General features: G+C 34.2%; 8 protein-coding genes and 1 pseudogene. 2 read left to right on the plus strand and 7 right to left on the minus strand.

Going from position 1 to position 13,264, the window contains the following annotated elements; all coding sequences use genetic code 11:
- Positions 1-52: 52 nt before the first annotated feature.
- Entirely contained in the window at positions 53-628 is a 576-nt protein-coding gene (locus ACR65M_RS17430; protein ID WP_341332549.1) for a hypothetical protein, read from the plus strand.
- A gap of 118 nt (positions 629-746) precedes the next feature.
- Positions 747-1,214 carry a hypothetical protein gene (locus ACR65M_RS17435; protein ID WP_121447149.1) on the plus strand — a complete coding sequence of 156 codons (468 nt, stop codon included), beginning with the start codon at positions 747-749 and terminating at the stop codon, positions 1,212-1,214.
- 46 nt (positions 1,215-1,260) lie between these two features.
- Here the strand turns inward: ACR65M_RS17435 and ACR65M_RS17440 are convergent, their stop codons facing one another.
- The 7 genes and pseudogenes from ACR65M_RS17440 to ACR65M_RS17470 all read right to left on the minus strand — a co-directional run bounded on the left by ACR65M_RS17440 (position 1,261) and on the right by ACR65M_RS17470 (position 13,080).
- Positions 1,261-2,121 carry a CheR family methyltransferase gene (locus ACR65M_RS17440; protein WP_341332550.1) on the minus strand — a complete coding sequence of 287 codons (861 nt, stop codon included), beginning with the start codon at positions 2,119-2,121 and terminating at the stop codon, positions 1,261-1,263.
- Between the two features lie 17 nt (positions 2,122-2,138).
- The gene (locus tag ACR65M_RS17445) at positions 2,139-5,375 is read right to left on the minus strand and encodes a response regulator (RefSeq protein ID WP_440273914.1); all 3,237 of its coding nucleotides are present in this window, start codon (positions 5,373-5,375) and stop codon (positions 2,139-2,141) included.
- 24 nt (positions 5,376-5,399) lie between these two features.
- A complete protein-coding gene (locus ACR65M_RS17450; RefSeq protein WP_440273918.1) occupies positions 5,400-7,031 on the minus strand; it encodes an EAL domain-containing protein in 1,632 nt (543 codons plus the stop codon).
- Positions 7,029-7,481: pseudogene (locus tag ACR65M_RS17455) on the minus strand (response regulator); the annotation flags it as partial. The gene ACR65M_RS17450 and the pseudogene ACR65M_RS17455, both read right to left, overlap by 3 nt.
- A 128-nt stretch (positions 7,482-7,609) precedes the next feature.
- Entirely contained in the window at positions 7,610-10,591 is a 2,982-nt protein-coding gene (locus ACR65M_RS17460; RefSeq protein ID WP_440273915.1) for an EAL domain-containing protein, read from the minus strand.
- Between the two features lie 32 nt (positions 10,592-10,623).
- On the minus strand, positions 10,624-12,303 hold the full coding sequence (locus tag ACR65M_RS17465; protein ID WP_341332554.1) for a PAS domain S-box protein: 1,680 nt from the start codon (positions 12,301-12,303) through the stop codon (positions 10,624-10,626).
- A gap of 246 nt (positions 12,304-12,549) precedes the next feature.
- Positions 12,550-13,080, minus strand: coding sequence for a CBO0543 family protein (locus tag ACR65M_RS17470; protein WP_440273916.1), 531 nt, complete (start codon positions 13,078-13,080; stop codon positions 12,550-12,552).
- Between the last annotated feature and the right edge of the window lie 184 nt (positions 13,081-13,264).

Genomic DNA, 13,264 nt, shown 5'->3' on the forward strand with positions numbered 1-13,264 from the left:
ATATTAATCGAATAAGTTATGTAAGAGACTAACACAAAGGAGTTTTCAACTTATGAAATGGAAAAATTATGGATTATGGGTCTCTCTTGCATCGATTTTATATATGGTATTTAAGGACTTAGGTGCGCAAATTGATTTAACAGCCTGGGAAACATACGTGACTGCAATATTAGGGCTTTTAGGGGCACTAGGGATAATTTCAAATCCAGATAAGGGTAAAGGTTTCTTTGACAAAATAACCGATTCACCTGTAGATGCCATTACACATGTTACAGAACAATTGCAAAGTCAAGATCAATCCCCTACAGGCCAGGAAGTAAATACACCCCAACAGCAACCACAGAATCAAATAGAGCCAGTTCAATCTCAAAATCAAATAAACCAACTTCAAAATGAATACCCAAATTACCAAAACCAAACAATTAATGCTCAACAAAACTACAATGAATATCAAAATAGTGCAAATGTAAACAATGCGACTTACTCACAAGAAGTCGAACAATCACAGGTTCAATCGGAAGTTAATATAGACACTAATCAGTATGCCTCTAATAAAGAGCATACACCAAGTGACTTTGACAGAAACTCTATTCACGGAATGCCTGCACCACCAAACGAGCATATGTAGTAAGCTTTTCCTAGCACCTGATCAACAGGTGCTTTTTCATTGAAATAAAATGAATAATTAACTGGGAAATATAAGAAAATAGATATATAGCGAACTGAAGTGTGGTGGATAAAACGATGTGAAAGCTGTAGAACGTATATTTTGGAGTATTGCATTACCAGGGTTCGGACAATTATTAAATAAACAATATGTAAAGGGTCTAACCTTTATTTTCTTAGAGTTCTTGGTCAATACCCTTGCAAATTTCAATGAAGTCATCATGCTTAGCTTTTTAGGTGAAACACAACAAGCACTTGAATCCACTAATTATGGATGGCTCATGTTTTATCCCTGTTTGTACTTTTTTGCCATGTGGGATGCATTTAAAGAAGCAGGTGGTGGAAAAGCTCCTTATTCCTTTTTGCCATTTGCATTTTGTGCTTATTTTGTTACGGTCGGTTTAATGGTCGCGCCTAAAGCTATTTTTTGGGGGATTACATTTGGACCTGTATTTTTCCCAATGATCTGTGTAATTCCTGGGCTAATCGTTGGCTTTCTCATAAGAAAAATCATCCTAACCTTTGGTAAAGAGGACGCTCTCGTGTGATACATATAACAAAAGGTTGCTGAGTGTTAACAGCAACCTTTACCATTTATTTTACCTTTTTATACAATTTTTGTTTTTTACTGATTTCCTCGTAATCATTGTCTTTGTCCGTATAATAAATCGTTTCCTTGTCTCCAAGTCCAAGAATGCCAAACATTGCTAAGCTTTCATAGAACAAATTATGAACCCGCTTTTGCAATTCTTTATTAAAATAAATGAGGACATTTCTACACATTATGACGTGGAACTCATTAAATGATTGGTCAGTTACTAAATTGTGCTGTGCAAATACGACATTGTTAGACAGGTGCGAATGAAATTTTACGCCATTATCTGTAACTGTATAGTAGTCTGAAAAAGCATTACTTCCACCCGCTTGCAAATAGTTCGTTGTGTACTTTTTCATATTCTCTAACGGATATCTACCTGATTTGGCAATCTTTAATACATCCGCATTAATATCTGTCGCATAAATTTTGGTCTTTTCATAGAGCCCCTCTTCAAGAAGTAGGATTGCCATTGAGTATACCTCTTCACCCGTAGAACATCCCGCATGCCAGATACGAATAGAAGGATATGTTCGCAATAATGGGACAACCTTTTCCCTAAATTCTAAAAAGAATAAAGGATCTCTAAACATCTCTGTTACATTAATCGAGAAATCGGCTATCAATCTGCGCAAACAGGCAGGATCATGAAGAATCCTCTCAAGTAGCCCTGTTATACTTGAAAGCTTTTCTGCCTCTAATCGATGCTGAACTCTTCTTCTTATCGAATTGTAAGCATAGCTCCGAAAGTCATACCCACACCACTGATATAGGCCGTTTAGCAGTAATTCAATTTCAATCTTTTCAAGATCTGAGCTTTCCTTTGTCTCAAGATTTACTGCACCAAATTGAGTATTCATAGTCTAAAGAGTCCCTTCTATTGATATAACCAAACCTTTATTAAAGAAATCAGTTGGTCGGGATTAATTGGTTTCACAATATAATCAGATGCTCCTACCTCCATACATTTCTCACGATCTTCTTTCATTGCTTTTGCCGTCAGCGCAATAATAGGTAAGGAAGAAAATTGTGGATTCTCTCTAATTTTTTTAATCGCGTCATATCCATCCATCTCAGGCATCATAATATCCATTAATACAAGGTCAGTATCTGGTTGTTGCTGCAATACTTCAATTCCTTCAATCCCATTTTCAGCAAAGGTTACGTTCATACCGTACATTTCAAGAATACTTGAAATCGCATATACATTTCGTACATCATCATCAACAAGAAGGATGTTCTTACCGAGTAGTCCTGTTTGATCCTTAACAGAGCTAGTTGAAGGCATCTCCGGTATTTCATTCATTGATTCGTTGCAATTTAATAGTAAGGAAATTTCTTCCTTCAACCTTTGCGGAGAGTGTTCATCCTTAATGATTATCCGATGAACATATTTATTTAGGAAAATTTCCTCTTTTGATGATAAGTCACGCCCTGTATAAACTAATACCTTTACATCTTCATGATGATGCGAATTCTTTATTTTCTCCAATAAATCAAAACCGTTTGTATCTCTTAATCCCAAGTCTAATATAAGATAATCAAACGAATTTACCTTTAATTCTTCAATCGCTTCATAGCCTGACGATACTGCTTTGATTATGACATCCATATTCCCTATAAACTCCATAAGGGTATTTCGTTGTAGCAGATCATCATCAATGATTAAAAGCCGCTTAATATGACTATTTTCATCAACACTTGGAGTTTCTTTAAATACTACAGAAGTTTCAACACTGCTCGTCAGGATTGAAATTGGCTTTTCGGTAGATACCGCAACCTCGTTTATAGCATTTTGAAGATCAATTTCATGTTGAAAATCACCAACAATAAATGTAAATGTACTTCCTTTTCCTTCTTCACTCTGGAGGACTATTTTGCCTCCAAGCAATGCAGCAATTTCTCTACTGATCGATAATCCTAGGCCAGTTCCGCCATATTTCCGGCTCGTAGTACCATCTGCTTGCTGGAATGCTTCAAAAATAAGTTGCTGCTTTTCAGTCGGAATTCCAATCCCACTATCGATTACTGAGAAAGAAAAAGCAGGATTGCTATTGTCTTCTAGGTAAGAGGAAATATCTAGTTTAATCTCTCCTTCTCGGGTGAATTTGAAAGCATTTGATAATAGATTTCGCAGTACCTGTTGAATTTTTTGTTCATCATTATAAAGGAAAGGTGGCAGACCCTTTTCTACATTGATTGAAAATTGTAGACCTTTTTCATTTACAACTGGTCTAAAGCTTCTTTCAACGTAATCAGCTAAATCATCGATTGTTATTTTGCTAGGATTTACTTCCATTTTTCCTGATTCAATTTTTGCTAAATCTAAAATATCGTTAATTAATGCTAATAAATCATTTCCAGCTGAGTAGATGGTCTTAGAATATTCTACTTGTTTAGTAGATAGATTTCCTTCTGTATTGTCCGATAAGAGTTTAGATAAAATAAGTAAACTATTTAATGGTGTTCTTAATTCATGAGACATATTTGCTAGAAACTCAGATTTATATTTTGAACTCAATGCAAGTTGTTTTGCTTTTTCCTCGAGTTCTGCTCTTGCGGCCTCTACCTCTTTATTTGTTTGTTCAAATCTCTTATTTTGATCAGCTAGATTTTTCGCTTTTTCTTCAAGATCAGCGTTTGTTTGTTCCAGCTCTTCTTGCTGAACTTGGAGTTTTTCCTCAGATTGACGAAGAGCTTGTGTCTGTTCCTCAAGCTCTTCATTAGTTGCTCTAAGTTCCTCTTGCTGCGCTTGCAGTTCTTCAGACTGTGCTTGAATCTCTTCCATTAATGTTTGAGATTCCTCCAATAATTTAGCTAGCCTAATTCTTCCCACTACACTTTCAATGATTATTCCCAGACCATTCATTAGCTCTTCTAGGAAATCTTGTTGAGTCTTACTATATGATTTGAAAGATGCAATTTCGATGACTGCTTTTACATCCCCCTCAAAAACAATCGGCAATACGTATAAATTTAAAGGAGAAGCTTCTCCTAACCCTGAACTTACCCGTACATAGTCTGAAGGGACATTTGTTAAAATGATCGGAGATTTTTCAAGGGCAGCTTGTCCAATAAGTCCTTCGCCCAATCGAATGGTATTGGAGAAACTCTTTCGTTCCTTAAAAGCGTAGGATGCGAGCAGTTTAAAACGAGCTTCCTCATCATCATCGATTTCAATGTCCTTGACATAAAATACAGCATGGCTAGAGTCAACTAAAGGAACTGTCTTAGAAAGGAAAGTTTGTGCTAACGTTTCTAAATCGTTTATTCCAGTTAGGCTCGTCGTGATTTCCGCAATATTAGAATTCAACCAGGCCAATTCTTGTTCTCTATTTATTTGCTGTTGTAAGGAATCTGTCATTATATTAAATGAGTTTGCGACATCACCTATTTCATCACTTGAATCAATCTCAACCTTTGTATTAAGGTCGGCACTACCGTTTGCCACCTCTTTCATTACAGCAGAGACTTTATTTAACCTATTTGATAGTGTCCAAATACTTTTAGCAAGAAAACCCATGATTAAAATGACACTAATTATGATAATTATTGCACTAATGACAAGCTCATTCTTAAACTCTGAAACACTATCATGTAAAGATGATTCCATACTTACTTCAAAAGATTCAGTTATATCTGAAAGAATGGTAAAAAAATCTTCATGTAGTTCGTTTGAACTCTCATCAATTAAATCTAGAGCTTCAATCTTACTCCCGGCATTGACCAATTTGATTAGCTCATTCTGATAAACATTAAAGTCACTATTTATATCTATAAGTTTCTTTACTAAAATTTTTTGTTCTGCAGTAATAGCCTTTTCTTCAATTAAAGTAATATTTTCTACAATGGATTGATTCTCTTCTTCCAACTTTGCCAGTTCTTGTTGAATCATTTTTTCATCATTAAACAAAACAAGATTTCGCAGTCGAATCCCTTCGTCCTTAATATCCCGATGAATATCTTCTGCTAGTATAGTTAGTTCATAGTTTGATTGTATTGATGTGCTCATTTTATTAAGACCAGAGATCTGAGCCCAGCCAATACCTATGAGAACAACAAGTAAAATTGGTAGTGTACTTAGGCCTAATAATAATTTTGTTCTAAATTTCATGAATGGATTCCTTTCATGTCACATTTATTTACTGATCGTTGAATCACTGATTTCAAAACATGTTTGATATACTAATGCAATTGCTTGAACTCGATCAGTAACATTCATTTTTTGGAATATCCTTGTAATGTGATTTTTCACGGTGTGCTCACTAATAAATAATTTTTCAGAGATTTCCTTATTAGTTAATCCTGTTAACAGTAATTCAAAAACATCTACTTCTCTTGATGAGAGTCCAAAGACTTCCTTTGTAATCTGAATTGTGCCTGTAATTTCTTTATGAATTGTCTCAGGTTCATTGAGAGGTTCAGAAACGATTTTCTTTTGATCGAATAATGAAGTTATTCTCTTTTCAGAAATAAAGTCAATTTCATTATAGCCTAGAAGAAATGCCTCGAATTTTTCTTTTATTAATGGTGTACTTAATAAGTATCCTTGAATTTCTTCACATTTTAACTGCCTTAAAACTGACATTTGCTTCTCCGTCTCTACACCTTCGGCTATTACGGACATATTTAAATTATGTGCTAATGAAATGATAGCCTCAGTTAAAACAGTATCGTTTGGAGAGTCACTAGATATTTCTTGAATAAAAGTCCGATCGATTTTCAACGCATGGATTGGGAAACGTCTCAAATAGCTTAAAGACGAATAGCCAGTCCCGAAGTCGTCGATACTTACCTGTATCCCCATATCCTTTAATTGATGAAGAGTCTTAGAAATCACTGTCTCATTCCCCAGTATTACCGATTCAGTAATCTCAATTTCTAGTAAACTAGGACTTACCTTGTATTCAGATAAAATTCGTTGGATTTTATCAACTAGATCTTTTTGCAAAAAATGTTGGGCTGAAAAATTAACTGCAATTCTAATTGAAGACAATTCTGTCTTATTCCATTCATTTAATTGGCTGCAAACAGTTGTAAGAACCCATTCACCGATCTCGATGATTTGCCCGGTTTCTTCGGCTAATGGAATGAATTCACTTGGTGACAATATTCCCCATTTTGGATGCTCCCACCGCAATAAGGCTTCGGCACTTTTAATCTTGCCATTTTCAAGTTCCATACGAGGCTGATAAACGATTGAAAGTTCTTGTCGTTCAATGGCTTTACGTAAATCATTTTGCATGATAAACGTCCGATAAGACTGAAGATTCATCCCGGAGTGATACACTTTATAATTGTTTTTTCCTTGCTCCTTCGCACGAAACAATGCTGTACCCGCATTTTTCACAAGTGTTACCGGATCTTCTCCATCATATGGAAATATACTCAATCCAACGCTTGCTGTGAAAAACAATTCATAGTGATCAATGTATAGTGGCTCATTAAAAGCAACATTAATTTTTGTAGCAATTTCTAATGTTTCCTCACGATCTGTATTAGGTAATATAATGGAGAACTCATCACCGCCAAATCTAGCAACAAAGTCTCCTTCCCTTACAGTTGCTTTCAATCGTTTCGCAATTTCCTTTAGTACTCGATCACCTGTATTAAAATCAAGTGAATCGTTCACATATTTGAAGTAGTCAATATCTAAAACAACAACTCCGATTGCTTGGTTTCTTTTCTTAGATTCCTTTACCCAAACAGTTAGTTCATCCTGGAACATTCTTCGATTTGGTAAACCCGTTAAATAATCATGCAAAGCCATAAATTCAATTTCTTTATTTTTTATTTCTAGTAATTCTGTTTGTATCATAAGTTGCTTTTTTATTGTATATATTTCAACGAAGCCATCAACCTTTGCCTTTAATACTATTGGGTCAACAGGCTTCAGTATATAATCAATTGCCCCAACCGAATATCCTCTAAAAATATGATCCGAGTCCATGTTATTAGCCGTTATAAATAAAAGTGGAATATTTTTTGTTTTCTCACGTGCTTTGATTATTTTCGCAGTTTCAATCCCATCAATTCCTGGCATTTGAACATCCAATAAAATGACTGCGAACTCATATTTTAATAGATACTATAAAGCTTCTTCCCCAGAAAAAGCTTTGATTAAGTTATAATCTTCCCTTTCAATTATAGCTTCCAAGGCTAATAGATTCTCTGGACGGTCATCCACTAAGAGAATATTTATTTTTTCAATATCTGCCATTACTCCACCCCTGATATTTTCCATATACTCCTGTTATAGGATATCATACCTATATCTTTGGGTGGAGTTTATTTTAAGTGTAAAATGGACTAGTTTTTTCCATATCTAAAAAAAGAGAGAGCACCTCTTTACTCATTTGAGGTTGCTCTTAGTAAATAACAAATCTTTTCGTCTTTCACAAAATCACAGTTTGGTACAAATGGGTTATTACGCAATTGTAGAGAGAAATGATTTAAAAACTTTACGAGCGCATCTCTTTGAGTCTCATCCATAATAAACTTAAGCCCATACTGGAAGATTCCCTTAACCTCTTCTTTCCAAACAACATGACCATTTAAGGTAATGATTTCACCCATAATTTTAGTATTGAATTGATAGGTAATATCAGGACGTACAGGTAACTGGATAGTTGATAAAAATCGTAACCCGCCTGGCCCAATGTCTTCAATTAGAATCTCTGTATTTCCTAATGTAACCTGATTTCCAAGTATCGTGGTTAACGTCATTTGTGAACTTAGTGGAAACAAAAGATTAATTCTGTAATATCGCCTTCTATTCGGGAATTTTGCGGTATCACTATTAAAGGTTGGTTTCAAAATCATTTTTCTTAATAAACTTTGAAAGGTCTCTTCTGGTACTGGTTTACTAAAGATATACCCTTGAATTTCTCGACATTCCTGTTGTCTTAAGAATGATAGCTGTTCGATTGTTTCCACACCTTCTGCTACAACGTTCATGTCTAAACCTTTCGCCATAAAAATAAGAGATTTAATAATCGTTTCAACATTATTTGTCTTTGCAATGTGTTTAGTAAAGGACTGATCTATCTTAATTGTATCAATAGGGTAATCCTTTAAATAAGTGATAGAGGAATAGCCTGTACCAAAATCATCTAGAGCAATTTTAAACCCCATGCTCTTCATAAATTGTAAAGCCAATCTAACTGCTTCCTCATGTTTAATCATGGTTGTTTCCGTAATTTCAAACTCAAGTAAAGTTGGGTCTGTATTGTTTTTTTCCAGTATAGAAACCAACCTTGCTTTCCAATCATTTTTTAAAAACCGTTGCGCTGATATATTCACCGAAATAGGCACAACTTCCAAATTTTTATTTTCCCATCTGGTGATACTTTGACACACTTGGTCTAATACCCAATCACTTATTTCATTAATATAACCTGTTTCTTCTGCAAGTGAAATAAATTCAAGTGGAGATACAAGTCCCCATACCGGATGCTCCCACCGAACTAAAGCTTCTGCACTTACAATTTTACCTGAACCTGAATCAACCCTTGGTTGGAAATATACGACTAATTGGTTGTTCTCAATCGATTTTCTTAAATCCCTTTCAAGATAAAACTGTTTGAAAGAATTAATACTTAATGAGGAAGAATAAATTTGATACGTATTCTTACCACTAGCCTTTGCCCTATACAAAGCCGCATCGGCATTTTTTATTAATTCCTCTATGTTTTTTCCATTCTCAGGAAATGTACTTATTCCAATACTTGTCGTTATAAGTAATTCGAAATCTTCAATTTCAAATGGTAGGTCAAGACAGTCAATGATTATCTTAGCAGCCTTAATTGGGTAGTCTGAATCTTCATAATCCCATAAAATAATGCCAAATTCATCGCCACCTAGTCTTGCAAATAACGTGTTTTTATTCATTAACATATTCACTCTTTTGCTAAACTCAAAAAGCAATTTGTCACCAATTTGGTGTCCAAGTGATTCATTGATATTTCGAAACCGATCCAAATCTATATATAAAATTGAAAAATGTTTGTTAACCTGGTTTGAAGTTGAAATTAATTCATTTATTTTATTTTCAAAAAGCATCCGATTTGGTAGTTTGGTTAAATAGTCGTGAAAAGCTAGATATTGGATTTTCTTTTCAAATTCTTTTTGCTCTGTAATATTTGAAACGATCCCATCAATCCTAATTACTTCACCATTTTTATCAAGAACCGGTAATGTTTGATCTTGAATCCAGACAATATCTCCATTTCTATGAACGATTCGATATTGATGATAGAGATTTTCACCTTTTAATTTTTTTTGTTGATTCTCATGATATTCCATATAATCGTCTGGATGGATTAGTGAATCCCAGGTAATCCGATTCCCTATATCAGAAGGAGAAAACCCAGTTATCTCCTCAAAGCCTTTTGAGACCAGATTGTATTCACCATTTTTTATATCTAAAGACCAAATACCTACTTCCAAATTATCAAAGATATGTTCGATTCGATTTTCACTTTCTTTCAGCTTTAGTTCTGCTGTCCTTCTTTTGGTTATATCTTGAACAGTTCCTATAAATCGAACGGGTTTCTTATTTTCGTCCAAGATTACATCTGCTTGGTTATATACATGTATCGTAGTCCCATCGCTACGAAGAATCCTAAATTCAAAACTTAGATTTCTTTTTTCTTCTATAGCAGATAGAATAGCTATTTTAAACTTTTCTCGGTCATCGGGATGAGCAAGTTCTGTAATACTATCAAATGTTGGAACAAACCCTTTTGTATTTTCAATACCGAATAGGACATACATCTGATTTGACCAATACGCTTCATCCTCAATTACGTCATAATCATAACTGCCGATTGCACCGACTTTTTGTGCTAATTCAAGGCTTCCTTTGATTCTAACTAATTCTTTTTCATGTTGAACATATGTTGTAATATCTTTTGCCACTGCATAAATTAGGATTGTGTTCCCAGCACTATTATTTATTGGGATTAGATTAACATCAATATAAATTTTTTCTCCATTCGCATGTGTAACAGCTGTTCGATAATTTTGTACTTTTCCCTGTAAAGCACGTTGAAAATGTTTATTTCTTTTGTATTTGTCATTATCGTTAAAATATTGTTTTAACTTTTGAGATAATTCCTTTTCTTTGTAACCAAATGTTTTTACTGCTGAAGGGTTGTAATGTAATAAATTCACATTTGCATCAAAAGCCAGAACAGCATGTGGATGATTATTAATTAGTTCTCTTAATAATGATAAATCATGCTCCATCTCTTGATTCATTGTTTTAGATACTATTGTGTCCACATTTGAAAGCTTTGTAAGCTGTTTAAAAAAAGATAGTCCTGCCATTTTTATCCCCCTTTTAACGATGGCTTATCTTTCTATAACGAAAATATATTTCCCCCAAGTGATTTGGATTTATAAAGATTCTCATCAGCCTTTTTAAACAACTCATCAGCAACCGTTCCATGTAGTGGATAAAAAGAAATACCGATACTAGTTGTGATTTTGTGCACGTGTTCTTTTATTTCGATAGGCTGTCTTACTGCATTCAAAATTCGATTTGAAATATCTACCACTTGCTGCTCGTCTATTATTTCTGGAAGAACGACTGTAAATTCATCCCCACCCACTCGTGAAAGTGTATCCGTGTCGCGAATCACTGTACGTATACGTTTGGAGAATTCTTTAATCACTTCATCTCCAGTATCATGTCCATGATTATCATTTATTTGTTTGAAAGCATCACAGTCTAAAACCAGTAATGCTGTTAAATTACCTTTTCGATCTGTTGTATACATAGATTGTTGGAGCCGATCTAAGAAGATTCTCCGATTAGGAAGACCCGTCAAATGGTCATAATAGGCCAGTTTTTCTAACTTTTTTAGCTTTCTTTTGTATTCAGTAATGTCCCCTGAAATCACAACTATTTTTTCAAGCTGTCCTTCTGAGTCCAATACGGGTATTAAGTCTGAATGTAACCATATAAAATGCCCATCCTGGTGTTTACGCCTTACCTCAATGTCAACATTTTCCTTTAGTTCAATCAGATTTAGATAAACTTCATTCATTTTTTCTCTGTCATCAGGATGTATAGTTTCAATAAATGATTTACCAATCATTTTTGGTGCAGAGTATCCTAAAATATCCTCAATCGAAGGAGATACATAAGTGATTTTTCCATCTGGTGTAAGTACTTTAATAATGTCAACAGAATTCTCTGCAATGATCCGAAAGGTTTCTTCACTTTCTCTTCGTGCTTGTTCAGCTTTTTTGTTTGCGCTGATATCTTTCACAATCCCATAAATTCCTGTCAATGTTCCGTCAATCGTAATTGGTATGTTTTTTACTTTGACATGGATTTCATTGCCGTTTGTATGGGAAAGTTTCGTTTCGTAAGAAAAAGACTCTCCTCCTAATACATGCTGAATAATCTTTTGTATTTTTTTATATTCTTTTTGTGTCATTATTTTCGAGTAATGAGCGCCAATTAGTTCACTTGGTTTATATCCTATAATGCTCTCTGCTGCATCATTTAACTCATGAATGATCCCATTTGTATCAAGCATAAGTACTGCATCCACATTGTTCGCGATGAGAGAATCAAGCATTAGCTTATTCTCTTCCAATACTTTTTTTGCTTGTTGAAGTTCCCTTACTCTTAATGTTTTATCAGTAACATCGCGTACGATTGCAACAAGATATACAATTTCTCCGTCAATAACAGGAGTTAGCACAGTTTCATTAAACATGATTTGGCCATTTGGAAGTATAGTCTCGTCTTCAAATGTCACAACTGTTTTAGACAAGACTGCCTTTTTGTAAAATATTTTCAAATATTGCGCCTTTTCTTTTGGCAAATATTCATCCATCGTTTTCCCAAATAATGATTCATCAGCATTAAGAATTGATAATCCTGCTTGGTTAGCATATAAATATGTAAATTGAGAATGATCAACTTGCAGAATATATAGGATATCTTTTAAACTATTAAATGCTGTTGCTACAAGATTAATTAAATTACTAATGCTTTTTTGTTCAAACATATTGGTAAGATTCATGTTCATTTTCTCCATATTTTATATAATGACAACTTGTCCTAAAGTGCTTTTTTGTTATTTTCATCTGTAAACCTATTTTGCCGGAAATTGTAAAAATAATGTATCACCATCTATTCTTATTCATATAGGAACCCATTCTTATTTCCAATTAGGAAGGTATTCCTATCTTCCTAATCGGAACATCAAAGTGGTTAAAAAAATACTACTAAGGATCATTCAGTAGTAGGTGATATATATATGTTAGTTTTATCGAAATACCGAAGAAGGGACATCAAAGATATTCCAAAATATGAGGATAAATATGAGTGAGGCAATCCAGGCACGAAAAGGACGTACATAATGTAAACGAAGAATGGAGAACATCACAAGATTAAATAATACTGACCATCCCAAGCTCCAACCATGATCATGTCTTATAAGTCCAACAAATAAATCCACAGCTTCATTCACAGCATAAATGCCTACCCATAATAAGATATAAATAAATTGTTTTATCCATGATCGTTCTTCAGGGTATCTTCCTAAAAAGATGAGGATTGTTGCAGGGTATTTTATGGCCATAATTGAAAGAACGATATGTGTGTTGGTCAGTCCAATTCCCTCATCAACACCTTGAGGGGTATATGTCCACATCGCAAACTTGTCAGATAATAAATATAAATAAAGAAAATCCCCCAATAGGAAAAAGAGGTAGGTTGGATAGTATTTTCTATAATTTCTCCAATCTCCCCAAATAAATAACGCAGCTAGCCAAATTAAACCATAAATTGCATTCACAAAAAGGCACCTCAGTTACTCTAACTGTAAAAATTTTGAAATCACATTCTATTGTTTCCTAATACTATTCTTTATAGACAAAAAAACACGCTGCCAAAGAGACTGCGTGTGGACTAACCTAAAATAGTGAGACAATATAAAACACCTCCAAAATGGCAATACTTGAGATAAGTATTGTGACATT

Source organism: Ferdinandcohnia sp. SAFN-114, assembly GCF_059415045.1.